The sequence below is a fragment of the Blastococcus sp. VKM Ac-2987 genome, from assembly GCF_026967805.1.
In the GTDB taxonomy this organism is placed as follows: domain Bacteria; phylum Actinomycetota; class Actinomycetes; order Mycobacteriales; family Geodermatophilaceae; genus Blastococcus.
This window is the reverse complement of record NZ_JAPVBG010000003.1, coordinates 44365-61906: the sequence shown is the minus strand read 5'-3', so window position 1 is coordinate 61906 and position 17542 is coordinate 44365. Positions and strand designations below refer to the sequence as shown.

The 17542-nt window shown below is 73.4% G+C and carries 15 protein-coding genes; 11 read left to right on the top strand and 4 right to left on the bottom strand.

Going from position 1 to position 17542, the window contains the following annotated elements:
• Nucleotides 1-486: 486 nt before the first annotated feature.
• The 3 genes from O2W17_RS15655 to O2W17_RS15645 form a co-directional block, all read right to left on the bottom strand.
• Entirely contained in the window at nucleotides 487-903 is a 417-nt protein-coding gene (locus tag O2W17_RS15655) for an enoyl-CoA hydratase/isomerase family protein (RefSeq protein WP_269193364.1), read from the bottom strand.
• Nucleotides 904-1007: 104 nt separating this feature from the next.
• Entirely contained in the window at nucleotides 1008-4286 is a 3279-nt protein-coding gene (locus O2W17_RS15650) for a TM0106 family RecB-like putative nuclease (protein WP_269193363.1), read from the bottom strand.
• Nucleotides 4287-4445: 159 nt separating this feature from the next.
• Nucleotides 4446-5117: an excalibur calcium-binding domain-containing protein gene (locus O2W17_RS15645; protein WP_269193362.1), complete on the bottom strand. Its 672-nt coding sequence runs from the start codon at nucleotides 5115-5117 to the stop codon at nucleotides 4446-4448.
• A gap of 414 nt (nucleotides 5118-5531) precedes the next feature.
• Between O2W17_RS15645 and O2W17_RS15640 the strand changes: the two genes are divergently transcribed.
• From O2W17_RS15640 to O2W17_RS15625, 4 genes are all read left to right on the top strand, one after another.
• A complete protein-coding gene (locus tag O2W17_RS15640) occupies nucleotides 5532-7358 on the top strand; it encodes a S9 family peptidase (protein WP_269193361.1) in 1827 nt (608 codons plus the stop codon).
• Between the two features lie 98 nt (nucleotides 7359-7456).
• Complete coding sequence (locus O2W17_RS15635; RefSeq protein ID WP_269193360.1) at nucleotides 7457-8485, top strand: patatin-like phospholipase family protein; 1029 nt, start codon at nucleotides 7457-7459, stop codon at nucleotides 8483-8485.
• Nucleotides 8486-8717: 232 nt separating this feature from the next.
• Nucleotides 8718-9338 carry an antibiotic biosynthesis monooxygenase gene (locus O2W17_RS15630; RefSeq protein ID WP_269193359.1) on the top strand — a complete coding sequence of 207 codons (621 nt, stop codon included), beginning with the start codon at nucleotides 8718-8720 and terminating at the stop codon, nucleotides 9336-9338.
• 209 nt (nucleotides 9339-9547) lie between these two features.
• The gene (locus O2W17_RS15625; protein ID WP_269193358.1) at nucleotides 9548-9934 is read left to right on the top strand and encodes a cupin domain-containing protein; all 387 of its coding nucleotides are present in this window, start codon (nucleotides 9548-9550) and stop codon (nucleotides 9932-9934) included.
• Between the two features lie 131 nt (nucleotides 9935-10065).
• Here the strand turns inward: O2W17_RS15625 and O2W17_RS15620 are convergent, their stop codons facing one another.
• Nucleotides 10066-10818, bottom strand: coding sequence for a hypothetical protein (locus O2W17_RS15620; protein ID WP_269193357.1), 753 nt, complete (start codon nucleotides 10816-10818; stop codon nucleotides 10066-10068).
• Nucleotides 10819-10985: 167 nt separating this feature from the next.
• Between O2W17_RS15620 and O2W17_RS15615 the strand changes: the two genes are divergently transcribed.
• From O2W17_RS15615 to O2W17_RS15585, 7 genes are all read left to right on the top strand, one after another.
• Nucleotides 10986-12698 carry a putative bifunctional diguanylate cyclase/phosphodiesterase gene (locus tag O2W17_RS15615; protein ID WP_269193356.1) on the top strand — a complete coding sequence of 571 codons (1713 nt, stop codon included), beginning with the start codon at nucleotides 10986-10988 and terminating at the stop codon, nucleotides 12696-12698.
• A gap of 153 nt (nucleotides 12699-12851) precedes the next feature.
• A complete protein-coding gene (locus O2W17_RS15610; protein WP_269193355.1) occupies nucleotides 12852-13478 on the top strand; it encodes an antibiotic biosynthesis monooxygenase in 627 nt (208 codons plus the stop codon).
• A gap of 282 nt (nucleotides 13479-13760) precedes the next feature.
• A complete protein-coding gene (locus tag O2W17_RS15605; protein ID WP_269193354.1) occupies nucleotides 13761-14384 on the top strand; it encodes an antibiotic biosynthesis monooxygenase in 624 nt (207 codons plus the stop codon).
• 199 nt (nucleotides 14385-14583) lie between these two features.
• Complete coding sequence (locus O2W17_RS15600) at nucleotides 14584-14817, top strand: ribbon-helix-helix domain-containing protein (protein ID WP_269193353.1); 234 nt, start codon at nucleotides 14584-14586, stop codon at nucleotides 14815-14817.
• A complete protein-coding gene (locus O2W17_RS15595; RefSeq protein WP_269193352.1) occupies nucleotides 14817-15134 on the top strand; it encodes a type II toxin-antitoxin system PemK/MazF family toxin in 318 nt (105 codons plus the stop codon). The genes O2W17_RS15600 and O2W17_RS15595 overlap by 1 nt, the downstream gene beginning before the upstream one ends.
• Before the next feature lie 89 nt (nucleotides 15135-15223).
• On the top strand, nucleotides 15224-16111 hold the full coding sequence (locus tag O2W17_RS15590) for an alpha/beta fold hydrolase (RefSeq protein WP_269193351.1): 888 nt from the start codon (nucleotides 15224-15226) through the stop codon (nucleotides 16109-16111).
• 154 nt (nucleotides 16112-16265) lie between these two features.
• Complete coding sequence (locus O2W17_RS15585) at nucleotides 16266-17522, top strand: MFS transporter (RefSeq protein WP_269193350.1); 1257 nt, start codon at nucleotides 16266-16268, stop codon at nucleotides 17520-17522.
• The last annotated feature ends 20 nt before the right edge of the window (nucleotides 17523-17542 follow it).

Sequence of the window (17542 nt, the reverse complement as noted above, 5' to 3'; positions counted from 1 at the left end):
CCGTTCGGCGACGGCATTTCCCGGGTCCGCCGCCCGCCGACGAGCGAGTGCCCGACGAGCATGTAGCCAGACTTCGACCGCCGCTGACGTGCCGGTGAGCAGCTAGGCGGACCGACCCGGACCGGATGAGCCGCCGTTCTACGCCGTGGTTCCTCGCTGATCAGCTCGCCGAGCGGCGCATGGACCATATCTGTGCCGGGCGCTCTGACTGCATCGCGACGTCCAACGGGATCGCGCCGGTGACGGCTCCCGTGCGAGGTTGCTCACCGCGATCCGCGCCAGCTCCGGGTCTGCGGCGACCCGCGCCGCCAGCTCCCGCGCCCGGTCCTCGACCCGACGTCGTCCGGCGCTGCTCAGGGCAGCCCGAGATCGACGGCCTTCGCACCGTTGATCTCCTCGCCGAACGGCGCCATCGCCGCGGCCGCCTCGCGGCCGATCAGGCGCGACAGGATCACAAACTGCCCTCCGCCCGGATGCATCCCCGCTTTAGAAAGCCGACCAGCAGCCGCGCCTCCCGGCGTTGATCCGCAGGTCGGTCGCCAGCAGCATGTTCATGCTGGCGCCCACGGCCGAGCCGCGCACCGCCGCCACCGTCAGCACCTTCACCTGCCCCAGCCGGTAGAAGGAGTAGTAGATCTTCCCCATGCCCTCGTAGGCGTCAGGTGCCGCTGGGTCCTTGCCCGCCGAGGTCAGCGTCGCGACGTCGCCACCAGCGCAGAACGACATGCCGACACCCCGGATGACCAGCGCGCCGACCTCCGGCTTGGCGTCCACCTCGTCGAACGTGGCGATCAGCTCGTCGGCCATCCCGGGCGTCAGCGCGTTGCGCCGGTCAGGGGCGTTGAGCGTCACGATCGCGACGCCGCCGTCCACCTCGAGCTGAACCTCACCGGTACCGGCCATGAGCCCACCAACCTGCCGAGCGAACCGGCCCCGGCGCCGACGCGGACATCACCTGACTGGCATCACTCCACGGGACCCCACGACCTCTCCCACCGCGGTCGGGATCAGACGACGGTCGCCGACAACACCAGCCGGCACAGCGCGTTGACCCGCCGCAGCTGCTCCGGCGTCCGCACCGGCGCGTCGAGCAGCAGCAGGCTGAGCACCACGACCGCCAGCGCCTGCGCCCGCGACACCGCCACGTTGAGCCGGTTGAGGTCGTAGAGGAACGACACGCCCCGCGGTGCGTCATCGGCGCTGGTGCTGGTCATCGAGTAGATCACCACTGGCGCCTCCTGACCCTGGAACTTGTCCACCGTGCCGACCCGCGCCCCGTCCGGCAGCGCCGCTTTGATCAGCGAGACTTGCGCGTTGTACGGCGCCACCACCAGCACGTCCGCCGGCCCGATCGGCGCCTCCTCCCCCAGGTGGTTCCGCCACATCGAACCCTGCACCGAGTGCCACAACAGCGCGACGGCGTCCGCCTCCTGCTGGCTCTTGTCCGCCGCAGTCAGCACGTGCTCGACCGGGTGCACCCGCAGCCCGCTGCCGGCCAGCAGCCCCTCCCCCAGCACCGCCACCCGTTCCCGTCCCTCCGCCGCCTCCAGCCGGCCCTCGTAGGCCAGATCGGAGACGAACGCCGTCAGCGAAGGGTGCATCCGGTACGAGCGGTCGAGGAACACACCGCGGTCGGCCGGGATGGTCGCGTGGCCGTCGAGCAGGTGCTCCAGCGCCGACGCCCCGGAGCCGCCCGGGTGCACCGCCTGGGTGGGCTGCGCCAGCTGCTGCGGGTCGCCCAGCAGCACTATCGACCGCGCGCCCCGCGCCACGGCGACGGCGTTGGCCAGCGAGAACTGCCCGGCCTCGTCGACCACCAGGACGTCCACGGCCTCCGCCACGTCGGCCCGGGTCCAGAACCATGCCGTCCCGCCGACCAGCCGCGCGTCGCCGTCCGCCAGCGCCCGCGCCACGAAGACGTTGTCCTTCGACCACGCCACCCCGTCCGCGCCGCAGTGCTGGTGCTCCTCGCACTTCTGCAGCGCCGGCCGCCCCACCGCCTTCAGCAGGTTGCCGATGACCGCGTGGGACGTCGCGGTCACGCCGACCTTCTTCCCGGCGTCCAGCAGCTCCCGGATCAACTCCGCCGCGGCGGTCGTCTTGCCGCTCCCCGGCGGGCCTTGGATGGCCAGCACCTCACCGTCGAGCGCCAGCCCGAGCCGCACGACGGCGGCGGTCGTCGTCTCCCCCTCGCGCAGCTGCGTTCCCGCGGGAACGCGCCGCTCGACCAGCGCCTGACCAAGGCAGTCGCGGCCGGCCAGCACGTCCTCGCCCGTCGCCTGGATTGCCTCGCGCAGGCCCTTGGTGTTCAGCGGCCCGCCCGGCCCGAGCCCACGCGGACGCGGCGGTTCCGTCGCTGTCGTCTTCAGCACCAGCCGCCCGCCTGCAGCGTCGAACTGGAAGACCTCGCCCACCTTCTTCGCAGTGTCCACGTCGAGAGCCTCGCCGGTGGTGACCTTCGTGTCCTGAGCCGGGAACGAGTACTCGTACAGGTGGCTCCGCTTCTCCGGCCCGAGGTACCGGACGAAGGCCGGCCCGCCCAGCGCCGTCCCGTCCCGCTCCAGCTCCTCGGCGTCGAGGTCCTGCAGCCGGTAGACCTCCCACCACGCCGGCCGGTCCTCGCGGCGGTGCCAGCCGACGAGGTCACCCAGCAGCCCGTGCCCGGCCGCGTGCAGCCGGTCGGTCAGCTCCTGCTCGGCGGCCTGCGCCTCCGTCATCCTCGCGTCCGGCGCCACCACCGAGACCACCGGCCGCGGCAACGGCCCGTGCAGCGCCTCCAGCACGGCGCGCTGCTGCTCCAGCCACTCGTGCAGCTCGCGGGTCGAGTCGACGTCGTCCTTGTTGTAGGCCTCGATGCCGTCCAGCCGCGCCTGGTCGCCGTCCTCCAGCCAGGCCTCGTACTCCAGGACGCTGCCCAGCGCGCTGGCCACCGCCCCCTCGTGCGACCGCCCGTAGAACGCCTCGACCTGCTTGATCGAGTACGACTCCTTGCTGATCCGCATCGACTGCCGGACGACGGGATAGAGGTCGACGAACCGCTCCTCGCGCAGCAGCTGGTCCAGCTCCGCCTCGCGGACGCCGTAGCCGCCGGTCAGCTTCTTGAGCGCGGTCACCTCGTAGGGCGCGTAGTGGTAGACGTGCATCGCCGGGTCGGCCTGCGCCGCCCTGACGATCCGGTCGATGAGGTCGGCGACCAGCTGCTTCTCCGCGGGGCGGTCGTGCGCCCACAGCGGAGTGAACCCGCCGGAGCGGTCGCCGATCCCGGCGAGGTACTCGATGCCGGCGCCGTCCTCGAACCAGGGGTCGCCCTCGAAGTCGAGGTACAGGTCGCCGGCGCTCGGCGGCGGCAGCCGGAGCAGCCCCAGGCCGTCCACCGGGTCGAGCAGCGTCCGCGACGACTCCCCCGTGGTGCGCTCGCGAAGCTGCTCGGCCGCCTGCTGCTGCAGCCGGGTGCGCGCATCGGCACCGATCCCCGAGGACTTCAGCCGCTCCGGCGACGCCGACGCCAGCGCCGCCATCGTCGAGATGCCGACCGCCCGCAGCGCGTCCCGGTGGTCACCGCGCATGCCGGCCACCAGGCCGAGGTCGTCCGCTTCCCGTAGCTCCGCGTTGCACCGCTCGGCCCAGCGGCACTGCTCGCAGTGGCCGATCGGCGAGGGGCCGGTCTCCGGCGGCGCGTCGACGAAGCTCTCCAGCCGGGCCCGCGCGCGCCGGGCGTACGCGGCGACGTCGACCAGCCGCCACGGCCGCGACCCGCCGTCGCCGGTGACGACGTGGATCCGCGCCGGCTCGACCCCCTGCAGCACGGTGAGCCGCTCGGCGTAGGTCGCCATCTGAAGCAGCGCGGCGACCTTCAGCTTCCGCGCCAGCTTCGTGTCGGCGATCTCGTACGACCAGGCGCCGAGGAGGGACGGCGTCTCGACGCGGAGCAGGAAGTCGGCCTGCCCGCCCCAGGCGCCGTCGAAGAACGTCCCCTGGTAGACGACGTCGACGCCGCGGCGCATCGCCTCGACCGTCTGCGCCTCGGCCGCACGCCGCCCAGAGGCGTCGAACGCGGTGTCGATCTCGGCGATCGTCTTCCCTGCAGCCCGCAGCGACGCCAGGTACTTCTCCTCGTGCGCCATGCCGCGGTCGAAGACGAACTGCGTCTCCGGCGTCGCCCCGTCCGAGGGCGCCACCCACTCCCCCGCGGCCACGCCCAGGTCGAGCCGGGTGAGATGCCGGCACTCCTGGTGGGAGGTCAGATCGGTCGGGCTGAGCACCAGCCGTCCGTCGAGTCGCTGCATCCCGCGCCCTTCCGCATCGTCGTCGTCGGCCGCTGCGGGGCGACTCCTGTACCGCCGAGAGGTCTAGCCGATACCAGTGACACAACCGGGAGACCAACCCTCACACGCCCGAGCGTGAGCACCGCGGGGCGACGGGGGTCCATCGCCAATCGAACGGCGCTACTCGCAGCCGATGCCGTCGCCCTCGCGGTCCAGGTGTGACCCGTAGCCGGCGTCACCACGCATCACCGGAGCGGCTCCTGCGGCCCGTGCGGCGTCGCAGTTCTCGAAGAATGTGTCCGTGCTGGCCGGGGGCTCGTACGCCGGATGCGCCGCAGCAGGGGCCGGAGCAGGGGGCGGAGCCGGAGCAAGGGTCTGCGGCTCCGGGACGACGGGCGCCGGGGCCGAGGTCTCCGGCGCCTGTGGTGCCGGGGACGCGACCTCCGGCTCCGCCGGCGTGGTCGCCTCCGGGGCTCGGACGGCGACCTCGGACGGCTGCTCAGTCGGCGTGGCCTCGGCTGCAGCCACTGCCGCTGACGCGGGCGACACGGAAGTGCCGTCCCCAGCCTGCACCCCGATGACGACACCGCCGGAGATCACGAGCAGGACCAGCACACCCGCCGCGGCCACCAGACCGCGCTGTGCCTTCGGCTCCAACCGGCCGAAGGCCGCCCACGCTCGGGCGCCCAACGTCACCGGCTTCACGCGGCGGAAGGTCAACTCCGTGCGCAGCAGTCCCTGGTCCCGGCTGTCGAGTTCCCAGCCGTCCGTCCTCCACTTCGCGATCGTCTTGGCTTCGGTGCCGCGGATCGCCTGCACGGACGTGAACTCGTACTGCGCGTCGTCGACCACGAGTTGGACCGTAGGCACGGAGAACGGCGTACCGGGGATGCCGCTCGGCCGACTCCGAACCCCTTTCCTCTCTCCCGTCCCGCCAGGAGCAGCGACCACCTGGCTCACCACAGGCGTCGGGGCCGCCATACCTCCTGCCCCGCCGGGATCGCCATCGCTCTCGCCCCGTACGACCTGGGCGTGGCCGGTACCGCCCGAGCCCCGTGGCGGCTGTGCAGCACGCGCCCGACGCCACCCGGACCACCTCGGCTCGAAGGCACTGTGGGACCTTGCCTTCCTGCAGATCTGGCTGCGGAGGTTGGAGGGCTCGGGGCGGTGACTGCGGACATCGGGACAGCTGTGCCCTCCGCTGGAGAGCAAGCCGACGGCCCGGGAGCGGGCGTCCGGGTCCCGACCAGCACGGTGAAGGACGCCGTGGCGCTCGCCGAAGGGCTGGTCGACGCCTGGGGCAGCTGGGGCCCCAACATGACGCCGGATGCCCGACAGGTGGCCTTCATCAGCGACCGCTCGGGCAGCCCGCAGCTGTGGATCCAGGACGTCGTCCTCGACGGCGCGCAGCCGCCGGCCCGGCACGTGCCCCTGTCCGAGGACCCGGTGATCTCGGTGCGGTGGGCGGCCGACAGCCGCTGGCTGGCCTGCGAGGTCGCGACCGACGGCGGCGTCCGGACGGCGGTCTGGGTGGTCCGGCCCGACGGCTCCGACGCCCGCCGGGTCGCCGGCGGCACCGACGAGCACGCCGAGCTGGGCCCGTGGACCCGCAGCGGTCACCGCTTCGTGGTCACCGTCCCCGGCACGGTGCCCGGCGCACCCACCCGCGCCTACCTCGCCGACCCCTCCACCGGCCGCCTCGACCCGCTCGCCGAGGGCGACCTCGTCCACGTGCTCGACATCTCGCTGGAGGAACGGTTCATCGTCCTCCGCGATGGGGAGCGCGGACAGGAGTACGTCAGCGTCGTCGACCGGCTCATGGACGAGGACTTCAGCGCGCTGCCGCACGGCGCCACCGGGTCCACCGAGGTGGCCCTGATCCGCCCGGCCCCCGACGACCACGCCGGGCCGGTGTACGTCTACCTCGCCTCCGACGTGGGCCTGCCCCGCCGCCAGCTCATCGGGCTGCCGTTCGGCCCCAACGGCTGGCGCGGCGAGCCGCGCACACTCGCGGCCCGGGAGGACGCCGAGCTGGAGTGCATCGACGCCGACGACGCCGGCCGGCTGCTGCTGCTGGTGTGGAACGTCGCCGGTCGCAGCGAGCTGGAGCTCCTGGACACGGCCACGGGCGGGCGCACCGCCATCTCCGGTCTCCCGGGCCTGGTGGCCGCCGACCCGGTGCTCAGCCGCGACGGCTCCGGCGTCGTGCTCGGCGTGCAGGGGCCCACGCGCCCGCGGGAGCTGTGGCACCTGGACACCACCACCCACGCCTGGACGCGGGTCACCTCCGCCCCGCCACTGCCCAGGCGCCGGCTGGTCGTCCCGACCCTGGAGACGTTCCAGGGGCGCGACGGCCTGCCGCTGAGCGGCTGGCTCTACCGCGCCCCCGGCCGGCTCAACGGCGCCGGCCCGGTCGTGGTCTACCTCCACGGGGGGCCCGAGGACCAGGAGCGTCCCGCCTTCGCACCGCAGCACCAGGCGCTGGCCGCCGCGGGCCTGAGCGTGTTCGCGCTCAACATCCGCGGCTCGTCGGGCTTCGGCCGCGAGTTCGTGCACGCCGACGACCTGCACGGCCGGTACGACGCCTTCGCCGACGTCCTGGCCGCCGCCGAGCACCTCGTGGAAGCCGGCATCGCCGAACCCGGACGGCTCGCGGTCACCGGCCGCTCCTACGGCGGCTACCTGACCCTCGCCTGCCTGGCCTTCTCGCCGGGGGTCTTCGCCGCGGGGGTGGACATCTGCGGCATGTCCGACCTGGTCACCTTCTACCGCGACAGCGAGCCGTGGATCGCCGCGGCCGCGGTGACCAAGTACGGGCACCCCGAGCGCGACCGAGCACTCCTCGAGGACATCTCACCTCTGGCCTCGGCGGGCAGCATCGACGTCCCCCTGCTCGTCGTGCACGGCGAGCACGACACCAACGTGCCGATCGGGGAGGCGCACCAGATCGTCGCGGCGCTGCGGGCGCTCGACCGGCCGGTGGAGTACCTGGAGCTGCCCGGCGAGGGGCACGTCTTCCGCCGGGCGTCCTCCCGCAAGGAGCTGGCCGCCGCGACCACCCGCTTCCTGTACGACCGGTTGCGGCCGGGCTGATTCGGTCCGGCAGCGGGTCGCCACGGGCCTCACCGGCAAGCCGTGCCCGCCCGCCCGGATGCACAGCGCGGGACCCAGGGACGGTCCTACGGTGGGGCATGACCTCGCCGGGCCCCTTGCCGGCCGACCTGGTGCTCGAGGGCGGCGGAGTCAAGGGCATCGCGCTCACGGGCGCCGCCGTCGAACTGCTCGGCCGGTACCGGTTCGAGCGGGTCGCCGGCTCCTCGGCGGGCGCTGTCCTCGCCGCCTTCCTCGCCGCAGGCCTCTCCGCCGACGGGATCCGGGCAGCAGCGGCCCGGTTGGAGTACGACCGCATCCCGGACTCCTGGGCGCCGGTGCCCCTGCTGGCGCCGGCGGCGGGGCTGCTGCTCCGATCCGGACTGCACCCCGGCCGCTACATCACCGAGTGGGTGCGCCGGGAGCTGGCCGACCTCGGCATCGTGACCTTCAGGGACCTGCGCCGCGAGGACCCCGGCGACGACCCCGCGCTGGAGCCGTGGCAGCGCTACCGGCTGGTGGTGACGGCGACCGACGTGACCCGGGGCCGGCTGCTGCGACTGCCGTGGGACTACCGCGAGTTCGGCCTGGATCCTGACCGCCAGCCGGTGGCCGACGCCGTCCGTGCGTCCCTGGCGATCCCCTACTTCCTCGCACCCCGGAGCCTGCGGGACCCGCGCACCGGGCGGCGGTCGACGCTGGTGGACGGCGGGGTGCTGTCCAACTTCCCGATCGAGATCTTCGACCGCACCGACGCGGCCACCCCGCGCTGGCCGACCTTCGGCGTGGGGGTGGGCGACACGCTCGCCGACGAGGACGTCTCGGTGTTCGGCGGCCGGCACCTGCTGCCGCCGCTGCGGCTGCTGGACTCCCTGGTCGCCACCACGGTCACCGGGCGGGACCGCACCTACCTGGCCGACCCCTGCGTGCGCCGCCGGGCATTCTCGGTCGGCACCACCGGCACCGGGCTCACCGAGTTCGACATCGACGCGGCCGAGCGGGCCCGGCTGGTCGCGGCCGGCGCGCGGGCCGCGCGCGAGTTCCTGGCCGGCTGGGACTGGGACGCCTACCTGCGCGACTGCCGCGGCGTGGACCCTTCCTCGGCGCCATCCCGTCCGGGGCCGGCGTAGCGAGGAGGCGAGCCAGGAACGCGACCACGGCGTCGAGGGCGAAGACGCGCCCGCGTCACCGTCGATCAGGTCGAACCGACCGGCGGTAGCGGCGCACGGTCCGCCGTCTGGCTTCTGCGAAGCGGCGTCCCGGCCCGCGCGCGGAGCCGTTGACAGCCTCCCGACCGCGAGCAGCATGGCCGCTGCGGCGACGCCGCAGGGGCGCCGCCCGCCATCCCGAGAGGAGGGCGGCATGTACGCCCGATCGAACACCGTCCACGCCGACCCGGAGCGCATGGACGACGGCATCGCCTTCGCCCGCGACGAGGTCATGCCCGCGGTGCTGAGCATGCCCGGCTGCATGGGCCTGTCCATGCTGTGCGACCGCCAGGCCGGACGGTCCATCGTCACGACGAGCTGGGACTCCCAGGAGTCGATGAGCGCCAGCAGGGACGCGGTCCGCGCGATGCGGGAGCGGGCCGCCGACGTCATGGGCGGCCAGTTCGACGTCCGGGAGTGGGAGATCGCCGTCCTGCACCGCGCGCACCGGGCACCCGAGGGCGCCTGGTGCCGCGTCACGTGGACGCGCGGCGATCCCGCCCGGATGGACGACATGACCGAGACGTTCCGCACCGGCCTGATCCCGCGGCTCGACGAGGTCCCCGGATTCTGCAGCGTCAGCATGATGGGCGACCGGCAGACCGGCATGGGCGTCACCACCGCCGCCTATGACGACCGGGGCGCTCTGGAGCGGTCCGCCGAGGCGGTGCGCGGGATGCGGGAGCAGTTCACCCAGCAGATGGGCCTGGAGATCACCGACATGGCCGAGTTCGAGCTGGTGATCCACCACCTGCGCGTTCCCGAGATGGCCTGAGGGACACCGGCCGGTGCCGGCCCACTTCCGGGTGCCCGGGACCGCCTGATCCCACGGCGATCCCGGGACCGGAGGCCTTGATTCCCCGCCGGGGTGCGAGGACTCTTCGGATCGGCCGGGCAGCGTCGCCCGACGCCGCAGGGCAGCGTCGCCCGACGCCGCAGGGCAGCGCCGTCCGGGGGTGCGGCCCGGTCACCTCGGGTTCTGCTGTGCCCAGCGAAGAGGACCAGGTGATGGTCAGCATCGAGAGCAAGAACATGGACCGTCCCGACGAGTCCCGGACCCCGGAGAAGACCCGGATGGACGTCGTCCACCTGGGCGATGCCACCGTCGCCCGCTACACCCTGCAGCCCGGCTGGAGGTGGTCGGACTGCCTGAAGCCGCTCGTCGGCACGGACAGCTGCCAGGCCGCCCACCTGGGCTTCGTCATCTCGGGCCGGATCCACATCAAGGCAGATGACGGCGCCGAGACCGACCTCGGCGCCGGCGACACCTACCGGCTCGAACCGGGACACGATGCGTGGGTCGTGGGCGACGAGCCGCTCCTGGGCCTGGAGTTCGAGAGCGAGACGGCCGAGACCTTCGCCAAGGCCTGACGCCGTCCCGCCACGGAGACCGACGGCGACGTCGTGACCCCACGCCCGAGCGACGTCGCCCCGGTGCCGGCCGAGCGGAACGACGACTTCACCCGGGTCGCCGCGCAGCGCGCAGCCGCGCGCCGGCGGGATCAGTCCGCGCCGAGCCGGTAGAGCGCGGTGTGGTGCACCTGCAGCACCGGCTCGTCGCCGGCCAGCACCAGCGCGTCGTAGCGCACCTCGTCGTGACGGCCGCGGCGGCCCACGCCGGTGACCCGCCCGTGCGCGGTCAGCCGCACCGGCAGCCGGGCGAGGTCGAGCAACCGGCAGTCGCTGGACGTGTGGATCCAGGGCCCCAGGGCGACGTTCTGCATGAGCAGCTCGTTGAGCAGCCGGAGCAGCAGCCCGGGGTGCACCAGCGCCTCCTGCCGGTACAGCTCCAGCGGCTCGCCGATCGCATCCAGGTACCAGTCGTTGCGTTCCACGGTGCCGGCCTCCGAGACGCTGCCCAGCGGGCCGACGACCGGGTCGGACACCGGGTCGGACGGCGCTGCGACCTGCCGGTAGCCGGTGAGGTCGGGGCGGTCCGCGCCGAGCCCTGCCAAGCCGACGCACCGCAGCTCCCCGACCGGGTCGCTGACCGTGAGCCGGCCGTCCGCCGCCTCGACCAGCAGCTCGTCGCCGTCGTAGGTGGGCCGCCGGAAGCGCAGGTCGATCCGGCCCCGGGAGAGCCACTCGGCTCCCCAGGCCGCCACCAGCGGCGTCGTCGTGCGGGCGAACAGCTCGACGCCGGGAACCAGCGCCCCGGAGAAGCCGTACCGCCGCGCGACGTCGTCCTCGTGGATCTTGTTGGTCGACTCCTCGACGACGTGGGCCACGAAGCGGTGCGGTGCGGGAGCGGTCACGTCCCCGGATGCTGCCGTGTCGCTCCGCGCTGTCGACACGCAGGCAGCGGCCTCCCGCCGCCCCTCGCTCCCCCGGACGAGGGAGCCCGGTCAACGGCGCGGACTTTCCGGTCGATGTCGTTCCCATGAGGTGGTCAGGCGTCCCCGAGGTGGCGACCCCGCGTGTCATGACCCGGACCCTCGCCGTCCTCTACCTCATCGGCGGCACCACCGGCATGCTCGCCACCTTCGGCGCCGACCCGGGCAGCCCGTCGCGCCCCGTGCTGGTCACCCTCGCCGGCGGTGTGCTCGTCGGCGCCGCCATCGCCTTCCGGTGGGGGCAGCGCTGGCCCCGGCAGGCCTTCCACGTCGCGATCCCCCTGGCGACCGCGGTCGTCGTCGCCGCCGTCACCCTGAGCCCCGATCCGGTGACGGCCGTCGTGATCGGTTCCCTGGTCAGCTTCATCGCGATCGACGCCTGCTTCTTCAGCCTCCGGCTCGCCGTCGTCCACGTGCTCGCGGCTCTCGGCAGCGTCACGACCGCCCTGCTGCTCCGCGGCGACGTCGCTCTGCCCACCGCCCTGGCGCTGGTCGCGGTGGTCATCGGGCTGAGCACGGTGACCCGCGCCCTGGTGATGTGCGCCTCCAGCGCCAGCCGCGACCCGCTCACCGGCCTGGCCAACCGGCGCGGCTTCGACCAGGCGATGGACCAGTCGATGGCGGCGGCCGCCCGCACCGGCGAGCCGATGTCGGCGGCGCTCCTCGACCTCGACCACTTCAAGGCCCTCAACGACTCCCAGGGGCACGACGTCGGGGACCGGGTGCTGCAGCGGGTGGCCGACGTCTGGCGCACGGCCCTGCCGGCGCCGGCCCTTCTCGCCCGGCACGGGGGTGACGAGTTCGCCCTGCTGCTGCCCGGCCTGACCGGCCCGGCCGCCCTGGACGTCGTCCGCCGCGTCCGCGCCCTGCACCCGGACATCGGCATGTCCTGCGGCGTGGCCGAGCACCGCCCCGGCGACAGCGCCGCACAGCTCATGCGCCGCGCCGACCTGGCGCTCTACGGCGTCAAGGCGGCCGGCCGGGGCGGGTGCCGGCTCGAGTGCGGACCCACCTCCGACCTGGCCACCGACCTCGCCGCGGCGCTCGACACCGGCGCGGTGACGGTGCACTTCCAGCCGATCCTCGACCTGCGCGCCGACGAGGTCGTCGGCGTGGAGGCGCTGGCCCGCTGGACGCACCCCGAGCGTGGCCCGGTGCCGCCGGACGAGTTCGTCGCCGTCGCCGAGCAGCACGGCCTCATGCCCCGCCTGGGCGAGCACGTGTTCCGCACCGCCTGCACCGAGCTGGCCGCGCTGCACGCCGCTACGGGACGGCGGCTGCGGGTGGGCATCAACGTGTCCGGCCGCGAGCTGTCCGACCCCGGCTACGCACAGCGGGTCCGCGCCGTGCTCGCCGAGACCGGCTGGCGGGCCGGCGAGACCGTGCTCGAGGTGACCGAGAGCCTCCTGGAGGCGGAGTCCTCCGTCGCCGTCGCCACGCTGCACGAGCTGCGCGCCCTGGGATTCATCGTCGCCATCGACGACTTCGGCACCGGCTACTCGTCCCTCAGCCGCCTGGACACCCTGCCCCTGGACATCCTCAAGCTCGACGCGTCGTTCACCGCGACGATCACCAGCTCTCCGCGGCGGGCCACGATGCTGCGCAGCATCGTGGGCATGGCCCACGGACTGGGTCTGGACGTCGTCGCCGAGGGCGTCGAGACGGCCGAGCAGGACGCCCAGCTCCGCGCGGTCGGCTGCAGCTTCGGCCAGGGCTGGCACTTCGGCCGGCCCGCACCGCTGGCGGACGTCGTGGAACTGCTGGACATCCGTTCTGCCCGGGCGCCCGCCCTGCCCGTCTGACCGCCCCAGGACGACGACGACCGGCCGCGCCTCGCCCACGCGGGTTCCCGATGCGGGACCTCCGCACCTGTCGTCAGCGCCGGGCGGCGGAGAACGATGACGTCTGCGGCGACGCCGCAGGGGCGCCGCGCTCCTCCTGGAAGGGAGGGCGTCATGTACGCCCGTTCCACCACCCTCACCGCCGACCCGGCCCGCATGGACGACGGCATCGCCGACATCCGCGACGACGTGATGCCCGCCGTCCTGGAGATGGACGGCTGCGTCGGGCTCTCGATGCTGTGCGATCGCGACTCCGGCCGCTGCATCGTCACGACCGCCTGGGAGTCCGAGGAGGCGATGGCCGCGACCCGGGAGCGGGTCCGCTCGATGCGCGACCGCGCCGTGCGGCAGTTCGGCGGCCACGAACCCGAGGTGCGGGAGTGGGAGATCGCCACCGTGCACCGGGCCCACGCGGCCGGCGACGGCGCCTGCGCGCGGGTGATCTGGAGCCGCCTGCACGACACCGCCCAGATCGACCGCGTCATCGAGGCCTGGAAGGCAGCGATCCTTCCCCGCCTGGACGAGACGGACGGGTTCTGCAGCGTGAGCCTGATGGTCGACCGCGCGCAGGGGCGGGGAGTCAGCACGGTGACGTTCGACAGCCGCGAGGCGATGGACTCCTCGCGGGAGATGGGCGATCGCATGCGGGACGAGTTCAGCAGCCGGATGCCCGTCGACATCACCGAGGTCGCCGAGATGGATCTCGTGATCCACCACCTGCGCGTCCCCGAGCTGGTCTGAGGAGGACGGCGGCGCGGCACCGGGACCGCCGCTCGGTTCCGCGCCGCTACCGTCCCTTGGCCGGGCGCTCGAATGGCATGACGACGTCCCACGGGATCGCGCCCGTGACGGCCTCCTCGCAGAGGTTGCTCACCGCGATCCGCGCCGGCTCCGGGGTCGGCGGCGGCAACGGCACGGGCACTACCGCGCGCGCTCCAGTTGACAGCGGTCGGCACCTGAGCACGATGACCTGCGGCGACGCCGTCGGGGCGCCGCGCGTCCGTCCCCGGAAGGGAGGGCGTCATGCACGCCCGCACCACCACGATCACCGCCGACCCGGACCGCATCGACGCCGGCATCGCCGACGTCCGCGACAACGTCATGCCCGCCGTGAGCGGCATGGACGGCTGCGTCGGGCTGTCGATGTTGTGCGACCGCGACTCCGGCCGCTGCATCGTCACCACCGCCTGGGAGAGCGAGGAGGCGATGGCCGCGACCCGCGAGGCGGTCCGCCGGATGCGTGAGCAGGCCACCGAGCAGTTCGGTGCTCCCGAGCCCGAGGTGCGGGAGTGGGAGATCGCGGCGATGCACCGGCTGCACCCCGCCGGCGACGACTCCTGCGCCCGGGTCACCTGGTCCCGCGTCGACCCGGCCTCCGTCGACAAGGTCCTCGACGTCTTCCGCAGGGACCTCATCCCCCGGATGGACGAGATGCCCGGCTTCTGCAGCCTCAGCCTGATGCTCGACCGGCAGACCGGCGACAACTCCCTCACCGCCGTCTACGCCGACCGGCGCGCCATGGAGGCTTCCCGCCAGCGGGCCATGTACATCCGCGACGAGTTCCGCCGCGCGCTGCGCATGGCAGCCACCGACGTGGCCGAGTTCGACGTCGTCCTGCCCCACCTGCGCGTCCCCGAACTGGTCTGAGCGAGCGCGGACCTCAGCCCTCCAGGGACCGGATCCACAGCGCCACCGCCCGGCTTACCTCGCCGCCAGCTTCTTGTCGCTGAGGACCCGGCCATCCCCCCGGACCTGGGCGCGCCGTTCCACCAGCACCGATGCCACGGTGACCGGGGTGTACGCCCGACACATCCCACTATGCATCCCAGAGCGGTACCGTGGGTCGATGAGCACCCAGATCGCCGTCCGGCTCCCCGAGGAGCTCGTGCAGTTCATCGATCAACTCGTCGCCGAAGGCAAGGCCGAATCCCGAGCGGCGGTGGTCAGCCGGGCGCTGCACCGCGAGCGCCGGCGACAGGTCGCCGCGCGCGACGCAGCGATCCTGGCCGGTGGCGGGGACGACGACTTCGACGCCCTGGCCCGGCACGCCGCCCGGACGCCACTCGACGACCTGACCTGATGCGACCGATCCATCTCGCGCAGCTGGACAAGACCCGACCGGTACTGGTGCTGACCCGGGAGCTGGTCCGGCCGCACATGACGCGGGTGACCGTCGCACCGATCACGAGCACCGTCCGCGGGCTGTCCACCGAGGTCCCCGTCGGTCCGGAGAACGGAGTCGACCACTCCAGCGTCGTCAGTTGCGACACCATCGTCACCGTGCTCGCGACGGCCCTCGGCCGGCAGATCGGTCGGCTGCTCCCGGAGCAGGAGGTCGAACTGACCGCAGCCCTCCATGCCGCCTTCGACCTCGACGACCTGCCGCGACCCCGGTGAGACGGCGACCCGCGACGATTGACCCCTGCTGAGCCGGACGCCACGATGGCCGGACCGGCGACCGACCTGCGAGAACCGTGAGGGACACCATGAGCGCCACGGAGACGATCCAGATCCCGCACCTCGGTGGCTCCACCATCGGCTACCGGTTCGGCAGCGCCTACGACGCGTCGCTCCCGACTCTCGTGATGGTCAACTCCTTCACCACCTCCGTCGAGCTGTACCGGCCCCAGTTCGCGGACGAGCAGCTCTCCGCCACCGCCAACCTGCTCGCCATCGAGCCCTACGGGCACGGGAAGACCCGCACCTCGTACGGGCAGTTCACCTACTGGGACACGGCCATCGCCGGGCTGCAGGTGCTCGAGGCGCTCGGCATCCCCGCGGCCTTCGTGCTGGGCACCTCGCAGGGCGGCTGGATCGCGGCCCGCATGGCGATGCTCGCCCCCGACCGGATCAAGGGCATCGTCCCGCTCGGCACCTCGATGGACTTCGAGAGCCAGCGCAGCCGCGACCTGGGCTGCTGGGACGGGGTCGCGTTCTGCACCCCCGCCATCGACGCACTCGCCGAGCCCGTCGGCGACGACTGGGCCGTCCCGGTCGAGCTCGTCGACGCCACCCTCGCGGAGGGCATGGGCGACGACGTCCCGGCCGACGAGCGGGAGTTCTGGCACCAGACGCACCAGGAGAACTACGCCGGCGACGCCGGGCGGCAGCGGCTCCGGATCAGCAGCATCAACCTGCGTGACCGGGACGGCCTGCACGGCCGGCTGGACAGCGTGCGGTGCCCCGTCCTGTGGATGCACGGCACGGCGGACCGGGTCTACTCGGTGGCGAACGCCGAGGCCGAGATCGGTCTCTTCGTCAACAGCGCCGCCGCCGAGCTCCGCGTCGTCGAGGGCGGCCAGCACTTCCTCAGCGCCACCCACCCCGAGGTCGTGAACGCCGCGGCGGTCGAGTTCATCAACCGCTGGTCGTAGCGCTCGGCGGCCACCCGGTCGAGCGATGCGTCCAGGGTCGCGATCACCACCGGCACGTTAAGGTCGTGACCGTTCCGAACGTCCGTGTGTAACTACCTGCTGCCGGCCCACCGGCGGATCAAGGCGGCACGCCCGATCCGCAGCAGCAGAGGTCATGTTCCACACGCGCCCGACCAGTTCAGTGCTCATCCGCTCGGCCGGTCTCTCCTACTTCCCAATCGCCTTCATCGCTCGGCTGCCCTTCGCGATGATGACCGTCGGCGTCCTCACCCTCGTCGTCGCCGAGCGGGGGTCGGTGACCCTCGGCGGCCTCAACTCGGCCGTCGCCGGCATCGGCACCGCGATCGCCGGCCCGCTGCTCGGCGCCGCCGCCGACCGCTTCGGCCAGCGCCGGGTGCTCGTCCCGGTGGGGCTGGTCAACGCCGCCCTGCTCGGCGCCTTCCCGTTCGTCGTCGCGAGCACCGCCGCGAACGCGACGCTCCTCGCGCTGTCCGTGCTGATCGGCGCCTCCGCGCCGCAGATCGCCCCCATGTCGCGCACCCGGCTGATGGCCATCATCCGCCGCTCGGTGCGGCAGGACCGCCGCGAGAAGGTGCTCAACGGCACGATGGCCTACGAGTCCGCCGCCGACGAGATGGTCTTCATCGTCGGCCCGTTCCTCGTCGGGCTGCTCGCCGTCGCGATCGCCCCGTGGGTGGCCATCGCCGGCGCCTCGGCGCTCACTTTCGTCTTCGTCACCGCGTTCGCCCTGCACCCCACCGGCCGGCTCCACCCCGGCACGGAGCACTCGGCCACCTCCCAAGCGCCGGCCCGGGAGCTCTTCCGGTTCCGGCTGCTCACCGTCGTGGTCGGCACGCTGGGCGTTGGCATCTTCTTCGGCGCGACGCTCACCTCGCTCACCGGCTTCCTCGCCGTCGACGGCGACGGCGACAGCGCCGGCCTGCTCTACGGCGTCATGGGCATCGGCTCGGCCGTGCTCGCGCTCGGCACCGCCGCCCTGCCGGAGCGGTTCACCCTGACGGCGCGGTGGCTCGCCTTCGGGTCGCTGCTGCTCGCCGCCGCGATCGGCTACGCGTTCGCCCGGTCCGGCACCGGCCTCGTCGTCGCCCTGGCGGTGCTCGGCTGCGGCATCGGGCCGACGCTGGTCACCCTGTACAGCCTCGGCGCGACGCTGAGCCCGGCCGGCCGCTCGGCGACCACCATGACGATGCTCAACTCCGCGGTCGTCGTCGGCCAGGCGGTTGCCTCCGCGGTCACCGGCGTCGTCGTCGACCGGCTGGGTGTGACCACCGCGCTCGCCGCACCCGCGCTGGCCGCCGCCCTCGTGGTCGCGTCCGCGGCGGCGTACGCGCTGTCGCAGCCGCGGGCCGCCACGCAGCCCGAGCGGGACCCCGAGCCCGTCCCGGCCTGAGCAGGCGCCGGGGTTGCCAC